Raw genomic sequence first — 15,840 nt, 5'->3', positions numbered from 1 at the left:
TGACCCGTGAGCGTGTCACCCCGCCCGTTTAGGGCGGGGTGGCTTGATTTTGACGGGTCTCGGACACATCGCTGCGGTCAAGGCAGTGTCCTAAACACTGATCACTCGGTTAGATGAGTGTGGACACCAGAACGTCAGGGTTCGACGACCAGCCCGCGCTGAGCATGGTCAAGGTGCCGTGCGACCCCGCACAGGTCATCGTCAACCACGCCAGCTTCCGCGTGCGGCTCGCACCGAGCCCGAGCGCGCGTTCCAAGCCCGCGAACGCCCCCGGCCGCGCACCCGTCCTCGGCGGCGCCGTGGTCGCTGCCGCCGGGGCCACCCGCCGCCGGGCCCCCGTCGTCTGGAGCGGCAAGTCGGCCCCCGGCGACTCCGCCGCCATGGGCGGACTTCTCCAGGCCGTACGCGAGGCCGGGCGCGGCCGCGACGAGTACGGCGGCGAGTACGACGGCGGAGCCACCCAGGTCATCCCGCGCATCGACCTCGCCCACGACCTCGCCGACGACACCCTCACCACCCCGACCGTCATCGGCCAGCGCAACTACGGGGACCACGACGAGACCCGCCCGCTGGCCGCCGTACGGGACCTGCCGTACGAGCACGCGTACGCGGGCGGCGGCGCGGGCCACGACCACGGGGCGGACGGCCGCCGCGCCGGCTCCGACTCCCGCGGCCAGGCCTCGTACTACCCCGGCCGCCGGATGAACCTCGGCGTCGTCCTGCTCCCGCTGCGCTGCTTCCTCGGCTTCATCTCCATCTACGCCGGCATGGGCAAGCTGTGCGACCCCGTCTACTTCGACGGCGGCGAACGCGGCTCCATGGTCACCTGGCTGCACACCCTGAACCCGTGGGCCCTCGCCGAACCGCTCCGCGACTTCGCCCTCGCCCACCCCGTCGGCGCCGGCCTCAGCGTGGCCTTCCTCCAGGTCATCGTCGGCGTACTGACCGTCTTCGGCCTCTGGCAGCGGTTCGCCGCATCCTTCGGGGCGCTGCTCTCCGCCGCGCTCCTGATGACCGTCAGCTGGAAGACCGTCCCCGCCTACGACGCCCCCGACATCATCTACCTCGCCGCCTGGAGCCCGCTGATCATCGCGGGCGCCCCCGTCTACTCCCTCGACGGACGACTCGCCGGAGAAGCCTGGCGCACCCTCGGACCGCGCTCCGAGATCTGGCGGCTGCGGCGCCGGGTGCTGCGGCGCGGAGCCGTCATGGCCAGCGTCATCTGCGGGCTCACCCTGCTCGTCGGCTCCCTCCTCGGCGGCGCCGTCCGCTCCACCACCGTGGTCACCGTCCCCGGCCCCGGCCAGGCCCCGACCAACTACCTCCCCGGCCAGCCGCTCCCGCAGGCCCCCGCGCAGCAGCCCGCGCAGCAGCGGTCCACCAAGCCGAACCCCTCGGCCACCGCCACCGGGCCCGCCACGAAGTCCGGGGCCGCCGCCACCGACGGCCCCGCACGGGAAACCGCCGGCACGGGCTCCCAGTCGCCCACCGCGACGAAGGGCACCACCGGCAAGTCCACCCCGCGCAGCACCCCCCGCCAGTCCACCTCCCCGAAGGCACCGACCAGCTCGGGGAGCAGCACGGGCGGCGGGACGCCGACCAAGCAGCCCGCCAACCTGATCGGCGGCCTCATCGGCTGACGCCGACCACCTCCCACACCGCAGGGGCCCGACGCGTGCGACGCGCCGGGCCCCTGCGGCGTGTACGGGGGTTCGTACGGGCCCGGGCCCCTGCGGGTTCGTACGTGGCTGGGCCCCTGCGGTTCGTACGGGGCCTCCGGGCCCCTTCACCGCGTGCGGAGCCTCCGGGCCCCTTTCGGTGTGCGCGGGAGCGGCCTCAGGAGCCCCTCTGCGCCGCCAACTCCCTTGCGGCCTCGGTCAGGTCCTTCGTCGTGTCGATAGCCCGCCAGTAGGCCCCCTGCGGCAGCGGGAAGCCCGCCAGTCGCCGCTCCCGAGCCAGCCGCGGGAACGTCGTCCGCTCGTGATCCCCCAAATCCGGGAGCAGCGCCGCGAATTCGGGCCCGAAGACGTACACCCCCGCATTGACCGGATACGGCGACGGCGGCGCCTCGATGAAGTCCAGCACCTGCCCGAACTCGTTCGTCTCCACCACCCCCCACGGAATCCGCGGCCGGGCCAACGCCAGCGTCGCCGTCGCCCCGCGCTCGTGGTGGAAGGCCGCCATCTCGCGCAGCGAGAAGCGCGTCCAGATGTCCCCGTTCGTCGCGTACCAGGCCCGGTCCGGGTGCGGCAGGTGCCGCGCCGCGTACTTGAGCCCGCCGCCCCGCCCCAGCGGCTCCTCCTCCACCACCGTCGTCACCCGCAGCGGCAACCGCGCCCCGGCCAGCCACTCCTGGAGCACTTCCGCGAGGTGCCCGCAGGACACCACGGCGTCCGTGACCCCCTCCGAGGCCAGCCACGCCAGCTGGTGCCCGATGATCGGCACGCCCGTACCCGGGATCTCCACCATCGGCTTCGGCCGGTCGTCCGTATACGGCCGCAGCCGCGAACCCTGACCGCCCGCCAGGACGACGGCCTGGGTGGGGGCGGTGGGCAACGCGGCTGCGGGAGGGGCGGATCGGGGGGTTTCGTTCATGAAGGCCAGCGTAGGGAGGCGGCGTGCCTCAGCCCATGGAGGCGACGCCGGTCGCGTACGCGGTGTCGCACACGGGACGCGCGAAGGACTGCGCCTTCGTCGGGCCGTACGCCTCCACCGCGGCCCGCCCCAGCGCCCGCGCGATCCCCACGCAGTGCTCGGCGAGCGACGGCCGCCGGTTCACCTCCTGCTGGAGGTCGGTGAGTACGTCACCCGGCGCCTTGCCCCGCTGCAGCTCGCCGACGAGGTCGTCGCGCACCACCTCGTGCGCGGCGCGCGGCTTCGCGGGGACGGAGACCCCCTCGGCGGATGCGGTCAGGATCTGGGAGGAGGAAGTGTCCGCCCAGGGGACCATCGTGACCGCGAGGGTCCCGGAGAGGACCAGGACGACGGGCAGGACCAGGGCGAGGGAACGGCCGATACGGCGGGCAGTGTGGGTCACGAGGGCGAGAGTAGCGCTCGGTGAAGATTTGGCGACATTTAGTCACTCTGACGGGGGATGGTTCGACGTGGTTTTTCGAATTAAGGGTTGACGGGCCGGGGCCGAATGCCACGAAAAGGGACGCCCCTTGAGGGAGCGCCCCTTCAATCGCGTGCGGTGGCAGGTCAGTCGGAGAGCCGCTCACCGGAGGACGTCGAGAACACGTGGATCTCGCCGGCCCGCGGCACCACGTGCAGCGTCGAGCCCTTCTCCGGCACCTGGCGGCCGTTCACACGGACCACGAGGTCCTGCGCGTCGGCTCCGACGGTGGCGGCGGTCGACCCGTAGACGTAACCGTCGGCGCCGAGTTCCTCGACGACGTTCACGACGATGCTCAGGCCGCCCGAGTCGCCGATGTCGAAGTGCTCGGGGCGCACGCCGACCGTGACGGTGCGGTCGCCCGCGTCCGCCGCGGCGGACAGCGCCTCGCGCGACACCGGGACGACGCTGTCGCCGAACTTCACGCCGCCGTCGGCGATCGGGACCTCGACCAGGTTCATGGCCGGGGAGCCGATGAAGCCGGCGACGAACAGGTTCGCCGGGCGGTCGTACATGTTGCGCGGGGTGTCGACCTGCTGCAGCAGACCGTCCTTCAGCACGGCCACCCGGTCGCCCATGGTCATGGCCTCGACCTGGTCGTGGGTGACGTAGACGGTGGTGATGCCGAGGTCGCGCTGGAGCGCGGCGATCTGCGTACGCGTCGACACGCGGAGCTTCGCGTCCAGGTTCGACAGCGGCTCGTCCATGAGGAACACCTGCGGCTTGCGCACGATGGCCCGGCCCATGGCGACGCGCTGGCGCTGACCGCCCGAGAGGGCCTTCGGCTTGCGGTCGAGGTACTGGGTCAGGTCGAGCATCTTCGCCGCGTCCTCCACCTTGCGGCGGATGGTGGCCTTGTCCTCACCGGCGATCTTGAGCGCGAAGCCCATGTTGTCGGCGACGGACATGTGCGGGTAGAGCGCGTAGTTCTGGAACACCATCGCGATGTCCCGGTCCTTGGGCGGCAGGTGTGTGACGTCGCGGTCACCGATGCGGATGGCACCGCCGTTGACGTCCTCCAGGCCGGCGAGCATGCGCAGCGAGGTGGACTTGCCGCAGCCGGAGGGGCCGACGAGGACGAGGAACTCGCCGTCCGCGATCTCCAGCTCCAGCTGGTCGACGGCGGGCTTGTCGCCGCCGGGGTACAGACGGGTCGCCTTGTCGAAAGTGACAGAAGCCATGGTGATGAATCCCTTCTACCGGCAGGAACGTGCCGGACGATCCGAGTGGAAGGAAGAATGGGTCTAGTCCAGTCACTGGACTCCGCCCGACGCTACCCGCCGATTCGCGTCCTGTCAGCATCCGGACGGACGTGACTTCGGACTCTGTGCGATCCGCCGGAGGGCTGTCGGGCCTTGTCGGACCCGGCTGCTTGGATGGCGCGCATGAACGCCGCCCCGAGCCCCTCCAACGTCCACGAACTGATCCGCGTCCTCCCCGAGGTCCCGGTCCTGCGCGACCGCTGCCGGGCGCTGGCGGCGCTGGAGGCGGTGATGGGCGGCAGGTACGGCCGCTACTTCGACTACGACCCGGCATGGGGCCCGGGCGTCGAGGCCGCGCTGATGAACAACGGCTCGGGTGACGAGTACACGATCCTCTTCACGCCCGACGGAGTCTTCGGCCGGGGCTTCGACCACGAGTCCTGGATGAGTCCTTACACGAACGAGGACATGGAGCTGTGGCCCGGCCTCGTGGACACCCTCCCGGAGGTGTTCCGCCCGCTGCTCGACGAGCCGGCCTTCTGCGACGACGAGGTGCGGGTGGCCACCGTGATCTTCTGGCGGGAGACCGCCGACACCGCCTGGCGGGCGGGCCCGGTGGAACTCCCCGCGGACGGTGACGACGGCACGGGCCACCTCTTCGGCGTCCTGGCGGCGGGCACGCCGGAGGTGTACGCGGCGTGGGCCGGGCGCTACTACGACCGCGAGCTGGACATGGACGCGGTCCGGCACGTCTTCGCCCTGCGGCCGCTGACGGAGACGGTGGCGAAGGGCCTGAACCCGCAGGCGGACTTGGCCGCCGTGGCGGCGGCGGTTGTGGGGGTCGGGTATCCGGTGGCGGACTGACCGTGTGGGGACAGAGCGCTTGCCTTTTGACCTGAGGCACCAGAGCACCACACTTTTGACCACGGCTCGATGCCTCACCGCTCTCACAAACGGTGGTTCCTGCTTCGACGTCCGCTGCCGACCCTGTGTGACGCCGAAGGTCACACAGGGTCGGTCTTACGTAGACTCCACAGGCATTGCGGCCGACGGCCCGTCGGTCCGTACTGCACTTGCCGGCTACGCGGCCGGTACGAGATCCAGCAGCTCCGAAGCCTTGAGCACACTCGGCGGCATGCGCCCCGGCGGAAGCGCTGAGGCCACCGTCCAGTAGAGCCGCATCCCCTCGTCCCGGAGATTCACCGCCGCGTTCGTGTCCCGATTGTGTGAGGCCCCGCACTCCGCGCAGGTCCACTCGCGAATCGAGACGTCGAGCTTCGGCCCCTTCGTATGGCACGCAGAGCAGCGTCGGGTGGACGGGAAGAACCGGTCCACGATGACCAGCGTCCGGCCGTACCAGGCGCACTTGTAGCGGAGCTGGCGCAGCAGCTCGCCCCAAGCGGCGTCGAATATCGACCGGTTCAGCGCCGCCTTGCGCTTCCGGTGTTTCCCTGTTGCTGTACGCAGGAGGTTGGCGATCGGCAGGTCTTCCACCACGAGCACTTGGTTCTCGCGCACGAGGCGGGTCGTGAACTGGTCCAGCAGATCACGACGGACATCACCGATCGAGGCGTAGAGGCGGGCGATCCGCTCCCGCACCTTCCCCCGGTTCTTCGACCCCTTCGGCTTCCGGTGCAGGCTGCGCTGCAAGGAGGCGAGCTGCTTCTCGTACTTCTTGAGCAGTCGGGGGTGCGCCAGTTGCTCCCCGTCGTCCAGCGTCACGAGCGCTGCGAGCCCGAGGTCCAGCCCCACCGCCTTCGGCTCGCGGCCGCCCGGCAGGAACACTTCGGGGAGCGGCGCGATCACCTCTTCCACCAGCACGGCGAGGAAGAAGCGGCCGGCTCGGTCCCGCGTCACCGTCAGCTTCACCGGTAACTGCCCCGGCGGGAGTGCCCGGGACCACCGCACATCCAGGGGCGCCGACTGTTTGGCGAGCGAGACCGAGGCCGTGCCCGGCCGATCCGGGTTCTCGACCCACCGGAACCCCGTGCGTACGTACGTCGCCGAGTCGCGGGACCGGTGTTTCGACTTCCGCTGCGGGTACTTGGCCGTCCCTCTGAAGAATCGGGAGAACGCCGAGTCGAGGTGGCGCAGCGACTGCTGGAGCACGGTCGACGAGGTGTCCCCGAGCCAGGCCGTCTCCGGGACCCGCTTCCACCCGGTCAGGGCCCGGCAGGTCTCGGCGAAGCCGAGTGACACCTTGTGCTCCTCCCAGGCCTTCACGCGGAGGGCGAGGCCCTCGTTGTAGACCCATCGACAGGCGCCGAAGGTCTGCGTGAGCTGAGCCGCCTGGTCGGGGGTCGGATAGAAGCGGAAGCGGTAGACGCGCTGCTGTGTGCCGGGCTCTCTGACCAGGCCCTTCAAGGGCTTGGCTGTCCGAGTCCGGTGTTTGGTGCGGTCGCCCACGCCGAGGTGTTCGCGCTTGATGCGTTGGGCTTCCTCGCCCGATATGCGGTCCGTCATCGTTCCTCCCCCCTACCGCTCTGATCTTTAAAGCGGTACACCAGTCCGGTCAACGAACGTGTGAGTGGGTGGTTACGGGGTGGACCGCAAACGTGATGGCTTGGGGAATCGGCCGCTGTGTAGAGTGATGGCGGCTCCGCTCGCAGCGTGTTCGTGGGTGGATTTGTGCCGCCTTAGCTCAGTTGGTAGAGCAGGTCACTTGTAATGATCAGGTCATCGGTTCGATTCCGATAGGCGGCTCCATCCCAGGTCAGAGGCTTGCTGGCTGAGGGAATTCGTACAGAAGTGGAAGGCCTCGGGGGATCACCCGGGGCCTTCCGTCGTTGTGTGTCAGTGGCGGCCCGAGATGCGGTCGGCCAGGCGGGCCAGGGGGGTTGTCGTCGGGCGGTGGGTGGTTGCTTCCTGGCGGTCGGCCTCGCGGTAGGCGGCGTAGAGGGCCTGGACGCCGAGCCAGCGGAAGGGTTCCGGTTCCCAGCGGCGGACGCGGTGGTTGACCCAGGGGAGGGTGGTGAGGTCGGTGGAGTCGCCGAGGACCAGGTCGCGGAGGGTGCGGGCGGCGAGGTTGGCGGTGGCCACTCCCGAGCCGACGTAGCCGCCCGCCCAGCCGAGGCCGGTGGTGGCGTCCAGGGTGACGGTGGCGCACCAGTCGCGGGGGACGCCGAGGACGCCCGACCAGGCGTGGGTGATCTCCGTGCCCGTGAGCTGGGGGAAGAAGGTGGTGAGGAGGTTGGTGAGGGCCTCGATGGTGGCGGGCTGGGTGCGGCCTGTGTTCTCGGCGGTGGCCGCGCGTGATCCGAAGCGGTACGGGACGCCGCGGCCGCCGATCGCGATGCGGCCGTCGGCCGTGCGCTGGGCGTACATGTAGGCGTGGGCCATGTCGCCGAGGAGCGGGGCGTCCGACCAGTTGAGCTGGGACCAGACGGAGGGCGGGAGGGGTGCGGTGACGATCATCGAGGAGTTCATGGGGAGCCAGGAGCGCTTCTGGCCCTTGAGGGACGCGGTGAAGCCCTCCGTGCACCGCAGGACGTAGGGGGCGCGGACCGCGCCGTAGGGGGTGACGGCCTTGCGGGGGGAGATTTCCGTGACGGGTGTCGACTCGTGGATGACGACGCCCAGGCGTTCGCAGGCCGCGGCCAGGCCCTTGACCAGTTTCAGGGGGTGGATGCGGGCGCCGTGCGGGCTCCAGCTGGAGCCGACGGCGTCGGCGATGTTGATGCGGCTGTGGGTGGCGGTGGCGTCGTACAGCTCGCGGTCGGTTTCGCCGAAGGAGAGCTCGGTGGCGTGGAAGGCCTTGAGGCGGGCGAGCTGGGCGGGGGTGCGGGCGACTTCTAGGACGCCGCCGCGGTGGATGTCGGCGTCGATGTTTTCTGCGGTGGTGGTGTCGATGACTTCGGTGACGGTGTCGTTCATGGCCTGCTGGAGGCGCTGGGCTGCCGGGCGGCCGTGCAGGGCGGCGTAGCGGTCGCGGCCGGCGATGCCGTTGTAGAGCCAGCCGCCGTTGCGGCCGGAGGCCCCGTAGCCGCAGAACTTCTGCTCCAGGACGGTGACGCGGAGGTCGGGGGCGGCCTGCTTGAGGTAGTAGGCGGTCCACAGGCCGGTGTAGCCGGCTCCGACGATGACGACGTCGGCGGTGGTGTTGGTGGTGAGGGGCGGCCGGGGTGGGGTGGTGGGGGTGGTGTGGTCGGTCGCGTACCAGAAGGAAATGCCGCCGTTGATCGTCATGGGGGAGTTGGTACACCCCGTTTCGCGGGGGTGTCCAGGGACGGGTTGTCGTGCCTTGGGGGGTGAGGGGTGGCCGAATGGTCGATGTGGGAGGGGTGGCGGGGGCCGTAGGGTGGTGGGTGTTTTGCTGCGGTTTGGGTGAGAGGGTGCGGTTGATGATCGGCATACGCGGGGCTGGGCGCGCGGGGCGTTTCGTCGCGGCGGTAGCGGCGGCGGCGGTGCTCGGCGGTGCGGTCGCCGGCTGTGGTGCGGGTGGTGGGCAGGAGTCTTCGGCGACCTCCGCGGTGGTGCGGACGAGCCCGATGGCCGACGTGCTGGCGAAGCTGCCGGCGAAGGTGGAGGGCACGAAGGTCGTGGTGGGCAGCCCGGACGCGCCGCGCACCGCGCAGGTGTTGGTGGATCCGCACTGCGGCTGGTGCGCGAAGTTCGAGGCGACGGGTGGCGAGGCGCTGCTGAAGCTGGCGGCGGACGGCAAGGTGAAGGTGGAGTACCTGCTGGCTTCGTTCCTGGACCAGGGCGGTGCGAGCGGTTCGGTGAAGGCGGTGAACGCGCTGCGGGCGTCGGTGGACGCGGGGAAGTTCGCGGAGTACCAGGCGGCGGTGTTCGCGAGTCAGCCGAAGGGGAAGTTCAGCGACGAGCTGCTGCTGAAGATCGCGGACCGGGTGCCGGGGCTGCGCGGGGCCGCCTTCGACGGGGCGGTGGCGGACGTGTCGTACAAGGGGTGGGTCGCGGAGTCCGAGAAGGGCTTCGAGGCGACGGGTGCGCAGGGGACGCCGGTGGTGCTGGTGGACGGGCGGCCGGTGGGGGCGCAGGACAGGTCGATGTTCGACGCGGGGGCGTTCGCGGGGACGTTGAGGGGTGTGGGGATCGGGTAGTTGCTCAGTTCTGGGGGGCCGGGAGGTAGAACTCCAGGGCGATGCCGTCCGGGTCCCTGAAGTTGAGGTGGCGGGCTCCGTTCGGGTCCTCGAAGACGCCGGAGTGGGAGACGTCCTGCTCGTCGAGCCGGGATTCCCAGGCCTCGATGGCCGCCTGATCGGCGACGAGGAAGGCGAAGTGGTCGAGTCCGACGCGGGTCGGGTCGAAGGCGTCGGCGCGGTTGGTCGACTCGTGGGTGCGGAAGCCGAGGACGAGGGTGGTGGAGGCGACGGCCATGAACGGGCCGAACTGGTCCACCACGTCGAGAACTGTCTGGGTGTCAAACACGCCGTTGTAGAACTCGGCGCTGCGTTTCACGTCGCTCACGGTCAGGGTGACGTGCCCGATTCCGAGGGTCTCAGGCATGGATGCCCACCTCCTCGTGGGGGTGCTCTCCTTTTCTTTCGATGCTACGCCGCGGGGTGGTCCTTGTACCGTCGGAGCATGATCGAGAGGGTGCGTGCGGAGCGGGCCGAGGGGTTCCTGGAGCGGTGGGGGTTGCGCCGTACGGGGCCCGGGATGCGGGGGATGACGGCCCTGGTGCTGCCGGTGGAGCGGGCGGACGGGAGTGCGGCCGTGCTGAAGCTGCTGGAGCCGGACGAGGAGACGGCGGGGGAGCCGGTCGCGCTGCGTGCGTGGGGTGGGGAGGGCTGCGTACGGCTGCTGGAGTACGACGCGGCCACGGGCACGATACTGCTGGAGCGGCTGGACGAGCGGCGGCACCTGTCGGTGCTCGCGCGGGAGGACGCGCGGGCGGCGGTGGCGGTGGTCGGCGGGTTGTTGGCGCGGCTGACGGCGCCGGCCGCGCCGGCCGGGCTGCGGGGGCTCGGGGGGATCGCCGCCGGGATGCTGGAGTCCGTACCGGAGGCGCTGGAGCAGCTGGCGGACGAGGAGGAGCGGCGGCTGCTGCGGGACTGTGCGGGGGCGCTGGCGGAGGTCGCGGGGGAGCCGGGGGACCGGTTGCTGCACTGGGACTTGCACTACGACAACGTGCTGGCGGGCGGGCGGGAGCCGTGGCTGGCGATCGATCCGAAGCCGCTGTCGGGGGATCCGGGGTTCGAGCTGCTGCCGGCGATGGTCAACAACTTCCGGGTGGAGGAGGTGCGTTGGCGGTTCGAGGCGCTGGCGGAGGCGGTGGGTGCGGACCGGGAGCGGGCGCGCTGCTGGACGTTGGGGCGGGTGCTGCAGAACTGCCTGTGGGACGTGGAGGAGGGGGAGGAGCGGCTGGAGGAGCGGCAGGTGGCGGTGGCTCGGGTGCTGCTCGGGCGGTGAGGGGCCGGTGGGGGCCGGTTTAGGGTGCTCGGATGATTCGTAGCGCTGTGGTTGCCGATGTTCCCGTCATTCACTCGATGATCCGCGAGCTCGCGGAGTACGAGAAGGTCCCGCACGAGGCGCGGGCGACGGAGGAGCAGTTGCGGGAGGCGCTGTTCGGGGAGCGGCCCGCGGTGTTCGCGCACATCGCGGAGTCGGAGGACGGGGAGGCGGTCGGCTTCTCGGTGTGGTTCCTGTCGTTCTCGACGTGGCGTGGGGTGCACGGCATCTACCTGGAGGACCTGTACGTACGTCCGGGCGTGCGCGGGGGCGGTCACGGGAAGGCGTTGCTGCGGGAGTTGGCGCGGATCTGCGTGGAGCGCGGGTACGAGCGGCTGGAGTGGTCGGTGTTGAAGTGGAACGCGCCGACGATCGAGTTCTACGAGGCCTTGGGTGCGCGGCCGCAGGAGGAGTGGTCGGTGTACCGGCTGACGGACGGGGCGCTGGCGGAGCTGGGTTCGTAGGGGACGCCCCTAGGGTTCGAGGACGACCTTGCCGGTGGTGGCGCGGGTTTCGAGTGCGTGGTGGGCGGCTGCCGCCTCGGCGAGGGGGTAGCGGGTCAGAGCCGGGCGCAGGCGGCCGGCGGCGGCTTCGGCGAGGGCGCGGGTTTCCAGTGCGCGCAGGGGGTCGGGGGCGCCGACGCGCTGGAGCATCGCGGGGCCGAGGACGCCCTGGGTGGTGATGCCGCGGGCGGTGAGGTCGGCGCGGTCGGTGTCGGTGAGCGGGATCGGGCCGCCGGACCAGCCGAAGACGAGGTGCAGGGCGCCGGGGGCGAGCAGGCCGAGGGCGGTGCGGGCGGTTTCGCCGCCGACGGAGTCGAAGAGGACGGTGGCTCCGGCGGGGTGTGCGGCGCGGACGGCGCCGGCCCAGTCGGGGGTGGTGTAGTCGAGGGCGAGGTCGGCGCCGTTCGCAGCGGCCAGGGCGGTTTTGGCCGGGCCGCCGGCGAGGGCGATGACGGTGGCGCCGGCGTTCTTGGCGTACTGGACGAGCAGGGTGCCGATGCCGCCCGCGGCGGCGGGGATCAGGGCGACGGAGTCCGGGCCGAGGTCGGTGAACTGGAGGATGCCGAGGGTGGTGCGGCCCGTGCCGATCATGGCTACGGCCTCGGCGGGGTCGAGGCCGGGGGGTATCGCGTGGAGGCGGTCGGCGGCGGCGACGGCGTACTCGGCGTAGCCGCCGGGGGCGAAGCCGAGGTGGGTGACGACGGGCTTGCCGAGCCAGGCGGGGTCGGTGCCGGGGCCGAGGGCGTCGACGGTGCCGGCGACTTCCCGGCCGGGGATCGTGGGGAGCTCGGGGAGGGTGGGGGCGGGGCCCTGTTCGCCTTGGCGGAGGGCGGTGTCGAGGAGGTGCACCCCGGCGGCGGCTACGGCGATGCGGACCTGGCCGGGGGCGGGGAGGGGGGTGTCGGCGGGCTCGTAGGAGAGGTTCTCGGCGGGGCCGAAGGCGTGGAGTCGGATGGCGTGCATGGCTTGATCTTGTGACCTCAAGTGAGGTTGAGGTCAAGGGGTGGGCGAGGTGTGTCGGTGGGGTTTGTCGGTGGGGTGTGTCGGTGGGGCGGGCCACGATGGGCGCATGGTGCGAAAAGGACAGCAGGTTGTGAAGGCGGCGCGGCGGCCGGAGGTACGGCTGCCGGAGCCGGTGGTGTGGGAGGGGGGTGAGCTGGAGCCGGACGGGGATTACGACGGGCTGGAGTTCGCGGACCTCGACCTGGCGGGGCAGGAGGGGGCCGGGGCCCGGTTCATGGACTGCGCGGTGCGGCGGTGCGTGCTGGACGAGGCGGTGCTGGCGAAGGCGCGGTTCCTGGACTCGGTGCTGGAGGGGGTCCGGGGGGTGGGGACCGACCTGTCGGGGGCCTCGCTCCGGGACGTGGAGCTGGTGGACGCGCGGCTCGGCGGGGTCCAGATGCACGGGTCGGTGCTGGAGCGGGTGCTGGTCCGGGGCGGCAAGATCGACTATCTGAACCTGAGGCAGGCGCGGCTCAAGGACGTGGTCTTCGAGGGGTGCGTGCTCGTGGAGCCGGACTTCGGGGGCGCGGTGCTGGAGCGGGTGGAGTTCCGGGACTGTGTGGTGCGGGGGGTGGACTTCAGCGGGGCGCGGATGACGGACGTGGACCTGAGGGAGGCGGCCGAGCTGGCGATCGCGCGGGGTGTGGACGCGCTGGCCGGAGCGGCGATCAGCCCGGGCCAGCTGTTCGACCTGGCCCCGGCGATGGCTGCGCAGCTGGGCGTGCGGGTGGTTCCGTAACGGGGCCGGGTGCGTGCGGCCGCCGCTGCTGGGGCTCCGCCCCGGACCCTCTCCCCCAGCTACCGCTGGGAGGTGCCCCCACCAGACTCCGTCCGGGGGGACCCCCACTCCTCAAACGCCGGAGGGGCTGGATCGTGTGGCTGGGCTCCCCGCGGGGGTTAGGCCGGGACTCGGGGGAATTTGGCCTGGAGGGTCCAGATGGCGGGGTTGTCGGCGAGGCCGTCGTGCATGTCGATGAGGTCCGCGATCAGGTCGTGGAGGAAGTCGCGGGCCTCGCGGCGCAGGAGGCGGTGGCTGAAGGTGAGGGGGGCTTCCTCCGCCGGCATCCAGTCGGCCTCGACGTCGACCCAGCCGAAGCGGCGCTCGAAGAGCATGCGGTCCGTGGACTCGGTGAAGTCGAGTTCGGCGTACTGGCTGTTCGCGGAGCGGCTCCCCCGGGGGTCCTGGTCGAGCTGTTCCACGATGTCGCACAGGGCCCAGGCGAAGTCCAGGACGGGCACCCATCCCCAGGCTGTGGACACCTCCCGGTCCTTGACGGTGTCCGCGAGGTAGACGTCGCCGCAGAACAGGTCGTGGCGCAGGGTGTGGACGTCCGCCGAGCGGTAGTCGGTCTGCGGGGGGTCCGGGAAGCGCCGGGAGAGGGAGTAGCCGATGTCGAGCACGTAGCCGATGGTGTCACGGGACCGGGCCGGGGCTCACCACGGTGGGAGGTGAACCCGGTCCGTCGGCTTCCGGTCCTCCGCACCGGACCCGCGGCCCGCCAGGGCATGAAGGGCCGAGCAGTGCGACCGGCGCGTCACGAAGGCAGCAGGCGTTGCTCCTTGGCCACCGATACGGCTCCGGCGCGGGTGTCGACGCCGAGCTTGTCGTAGATGCGGCCCAGGTGGGTTTTGACCGTGGCTTCGCTGATGAAGAGGGCCCGGGCGATCTCGCGGTTGCCGAGGCCGCGGGCGAGCTGGCCGAGGATGTCGAGCTCGCGGTCGGTGAGGGTGGGGCGGGTGCCGCGCATGTGGGCCATGACGCGGCTGGCGACGGGTGCGGAGAGGGTGGTGCGGCCCTGGGCCGCCGAGTGGATGGCGGCGAAGAGTTCCTCGGGGCGTTCCGCTTTGAGGAGGTAGCCGGTGGCGCCCGCGCCGATGGCGCGGGTGATGTCCGCGTCCGTGTCGTAGGTGGTGAGGACGAGGACGTGTGGGGGGTTGGGGGCGGCGGTGATGCGGCGGGTGGCTTCCACGCCGTCGATGCCCTCGCCGAGCTGGAGGTCCATCAGGACCACGTCGGGGCGGAGCTTCGCGGCCAGGGCGACCGCTTCCTCGCCGCTGCCCGCTTCGCCGAGGACCTCGATGTCGGGTTCGCTGCCGAGGAGGGCCAGGAGTCCGGCGCGGACGACGACGTGGTCGTCGCAGAGGAGGATCGTCGTCATGCGGTGGGCTCCAGGGGGATGGCCGCGGAGAGGACGGTGCCCTCGCCCGGCGTGGATTCGATGGTGAGGGTGCCGCCGAGCTGGCGGACGCGGGCCCGCATGGCGGGGAGGCCGTGGCCGCGTTGCGGGGTGGCGGCCGACAGGTGCGGCGGTTCGGTGAAGCCGTGGCCGTCGTCGGCGATGTCCAGGACGACCTGGTCGCCGAGGAAGCTCAGGGTGAGGGCTGCCGTACGGGCGCCGGAGTGCTCGCGGATGTTGGCGAGGGCCCCTTGGGCTATGCGCAGCAGGGCGGACTGGACGCGGTCGGGGAGGGGGGCCGGGGTGCCTTCGAGGTGGAAGCGGACCTCGATGTCCGGGCCGGCGTCCAGGGAACGCAGGGCGTCGGCGAGGCCGGCGCCGTCGGCGAGCTCGGGCGGGGCCAGGTCGTGGACGAGCCGGCGGGCCTCGGAGAGGCCGTGCGCGGCGATGCCGGTGGCGGTACGGACGTGCGCGCGGGCGGTGGCCGGGTCGGTGTCCCAGGTGCGGTCGGCGGCCTGGAGGAGCATCTGCTGGCTGGAGAGGTTCTGGGCGAGGGTGTCGTGGATCTCCATGGAGAGGCGCTGGCGTTCGGCGAGGGTGCCTTCGCGGCGTTCCGTGGCGGCCAGCTCCCGGCGGGTGCGGATCAGGTCGTCGATGAGTGCGCGCTGGGCTTCGGCCTGGCGTTCCATGTGGACGAAGACGGCGGTGGCGAGCGCGGCGACGGCGGGCGGGGCGAGGAGCAGGTTGGGGTCGAAGGCGTTGGCCAGCTTGAGCTGGGCGACGACGACGAGGCCGGTGAGGAGGGCGACCAGGACGATCGCGGCGCGCGGGGGCAGGGTGCGGAGGGCGGTGAAGAAGAGGGGCACGGCGCACCAGGCGAAGCTCGGCGCGAGGACGACCAGGACCACCCAGGTGGTGACGACGAGGCCGAGCCAGAAGAGGCGCCGGGCGGTGGGGGCGGCGCCGAGGGCGGGGCCGAGTACGTAGAGCAGGGCCAGGGTGATGCTGAGGGCGATGATCCACGGGGTGCGGGGGTCGCCGGGGTGGCGGAGGAGGAAGCGGGCCAGGGAGGCGCCGAGGAGGAGGAAGAACGCGGTGTGGGCGACCGTTGCCAGGGTTCGGGTGTCCGGGTTGTGGGCGGGGTGGTTCACCGGGGGCTCCTGGGTCGGGGGCGTGCGTCCATTGTCGGCGGTGGGTGCCGTTGCCTGCGGCGCGGGCAGTGTGTCGGGTGCGGCGCCGTTGCCGGGGGCGCTGCCCCCGGACCCTCCCCCAGCTATCGCTGGGGGGACCCCCAGCGCCTCAAGCGCCGGCGAGGCTGAAGACGCGCCTCAACCGCCGGCGGGGCTGAAGGCGCGCCTCAAGCGCGGCTGGGCTGGATTTGCCCGGAGGGTCTGACCAGCCAATACCCCGGCGGAGCCGACCCGCATCGA

Annotated in this window: 16 protein-coding genes and 1 tRNA gene; 7 read left to right on the top strand and 10 right to left on the bottom strand. The window is 71.6% G+C overall.

Annotated elements, in window-relative coordinates; translation table 11 throughout:
- Positions 1-113: 113 nt before the first annotated feature.
- Positions 114-1,640 (top strand): DoxX family protein, encoded by a 1,527-nt coding sequence (locus OG625_RS17370; protein WP_329381503.1) that lies wholly within the window; start codon positions 114-116, stop codon positions 1,638-1,640.
- Positions 1,641-1,836: 196 nt separating this feature from the next.
- Here the strand turns inward: OG625_RS17370 and OG625_RS17365 are convergent, their stop codons facing one another.
- The 3 genes from OG625_RS17365 to OG625_RS17355 form a co-directional block, all read right to left on the bottom strand.
- Entirely contained in the window at positions 1,837-2,595 is a 759-nt protein-coding gene (locus tag OG625_RS17365; RefSeq protein WP_329381500.1) for a nucleotidyltransferase family protein, read from the bottom strand.
- 28 nt (positions 2,596-2,623) lie between these two features.
- Positions 2,624-3,037 (bottom strand): hypothetical protein, encoded by a 414-nt coding sequence (locus tag OG625_RS17360; protein WP_329381497.1) that lies wholly within the window; start codon positions 3,035-3,037, stop codon positions 2,624-2,626.
- 164 nt (positions 3,038-3,201) lie between these two features.
- Positions 3,202-4,296, bottom strand: a complete 1,095-nt coding sequence (locus OG625_RS17355; protein ID WP_329381493.1) for an ABC transporter ATP-binding protein — start codon at positions 4,294-4,296, stop codon at positions 3,202-3,204.
- Positions 4,297-4,500: 204 nt separating this feature from the next.
- On the opposite strand from OG625_RS17355, the gene OG625_RS17350 reads away from it, so the two are divergent.
- Positions 4,501-5,181, top strand: coding sequence for a hypothetical protein (locus OG625_RS17350; protein ID WP_329381490.1), 681 nt, complete (start codon positions 4,501-4,503; stop codon positions 5,179-5,181).
- 216 nt (positions 5,182-5,397) lie between these two features.
- Here the strand turns inward: OG625_RS17350 and OG625_RS17345 are convergent, their stop codons facing one another.
- Positions 5,398-6,780 (bottom strand): RNA-guided endonuclease InsQ/TnpB family protein, encoded by a 1,383-nt coding sequence (locus tag OG625_RS17345; protein ID WP_329381487.1) that lies wholly within the window; start codon positions 6,778-6,780, stop codon positions 5,398-5,400.
- A gap of 167 nt (positions 6,781-6,947) precedes the next feature.
- Between OG625_RS17345 and OG625_RS17340 the strand changes: the two genes are divergently transcribed.
- Positions 6,948-7,023 (top strand) — tRNA-Thr (locus OG625_RS17340).
- 87 nt (positions 7,024-7,110) lie between these two features.
- Here OG625_RS17340 and OG625_RS17335 read toward each other — a convergent pair.
- Positions 7,111-8,502 carry an NAD(P)/FAD-dependent oxidoreductase gene (locus OG625_RS17335; RefSeq protein ID WP_329381485.1) on the bottom strand — a complete coding sequence of 464 codons (1,392 nt, stop codon included), beginning with the start codon at positions 8,500-8,502 and terminating at the stop codon, positions 7,111-7,113.
- Positions 8,503-8,657: 155 nt separating this feature from the next.
- Here OG625_RS17335 and OG625_RS17330 point away from each other — a divergent pair, with 155 nt between their 5' ends.
- Positions 8,658-9,377, top strand: coding sequence for a DsbA family protein (locus OG625_RS17330; RefSeq protein WP_329381483.1), 720 nt, complete (start codon positions 8,658-8,660; stop codon positions 9,375-9,377).
- A gap of 4 nt (positions 9,378-9,381) precedes the next feature.
- Here OG625_RS17330 and OG625_RS17325 read toward each other — a convergent pair whose 3' ends face one another.
- Entirely contained in the window at positions 9,382-9,783 is a 402-nt protein-coding gene (locus OG625_RS17325; protein ID WP_329381480.1) for a VOC family protein, read from the bottom strand.
- Between the two features lie 78 nt (positions 9,784-9,861).
- On the opposite strand from OG625_RS17325, the gene OG625_RS17320 reads away from it, so the two are divergent.
- Both OG625_RS17320 and OG625_RS17315 read left to right on the top strand, forming a co-directional pair.
- On the top strand, positions 9,862-10,689 hold the full coding sequence (locus OG625_RS17320; RefSeq protein WP_329381478.1) for an aminoglycoside phosphotransferase family protein: 828 nt from the start codon (positions 9,862-9,864) through the stop codon (positions 10,687-10,689).
- A gap of 32 nt (positions 10,690-10,721) precedes the next feature.
- Positions 10,722-11,192, top strand: coding sequence for a GNAT family N-acetyltransferase (locus OG625_RS17315; protein WP_329381476.1), 471 nt, complete (start codon positions 10,722-10,724; stop codon positions 11,190-11,192).
- A 9-nt stretch (positions 11,193-11,201) separates the two neighbouring features.
- On the opposite strand, the gene OG625_RS17310 is transcribed toward OG625_RS17315, so the two are convergent.
- Positions 11,202-12,194, bottom strand: coding sequence for a zinc-binding dehydrogenase (locus tag OG625_RS17310; RefSeq protein ID WP_329381473.1), 993 nt, complete (start codon positions 12,192-12,194; stop codon positions 11,202-11,204).
- A gap of 106 nt (positions 12,195-12,300) precedes the next feature.
- Between OG625_RS17310 and OG625_RS17305 the strand changes: the two genes are divergently transcribed.
- Entirely contained in the window at positions 12,301-12,972 is a 672-nt protein-coding gene (locus tag OG625_RS17305; RefSeq protein ID WP_329381471.1) for a pentapeptide repeat-containing protein, read from the top strand.
- A gap of 158 nt (positions 12,973-13,130) precedes the next feature.
- Here OG625_RS17305 and OG625_RS17300 read toward each other — a convergent pair whose 3' ends face one another.
- From OG625_RS17300 to OG625_RS17290, 3 genes are all read right to left on the bottom strand, one after another.
- The gene (locus tag OG625_RS17300) at positions 13,131-13,634 is read right to left on the bottom strand and encodes a hypothetical protein (RefSeq protein ID WP_329381468.1); all 504 of its coding nucleotides are present in this window, start codon (positions 13,632-13,634) and stop codon (positions 13,131-13,133) included.
- A 134-nt stretch (positions 13,635-13,768) separates the two neighbouring features.
- Entirely contained in the window at positions 13,769-14,392 is a 624-nt protein-coding gene (locus tag OG625_RS17295; RefSeq protein ID WP_329381465.1) for a response regulator transcription factor, read from the bottom strand.
- Positions 14,389-15,561, bottom strand: coding sequence for a sensor histidine kinase (locus OG625_RS17290; RefSeq protein WP_329381462.1), 1,173 nt, complete (start codon positions 15,559-15,561; stop codon positions 14,389-14,391). Before OG625_RS17290 ends, OG625_RS17295 begins: the two co-directional genes overlap by 4 nt.
- Between the last annotated feature and the right edge of the window lie 279 nt (positions 15,562-15,840).

It is taken from the genome of Streptomyces sp. NBC_01351, from assembly GCF_036237315.1.
Classification (GTDB): Bacteria; Actinomycetota; Actinomycetes; order Streptomycetales; family Streptomycetaceae; genus Streptomyces.
The sequence above is the reverse complement of the archived record's forward strand: the minus strand, read 5'-3'. Positions and strand labels throughout refer to the sequence as shown.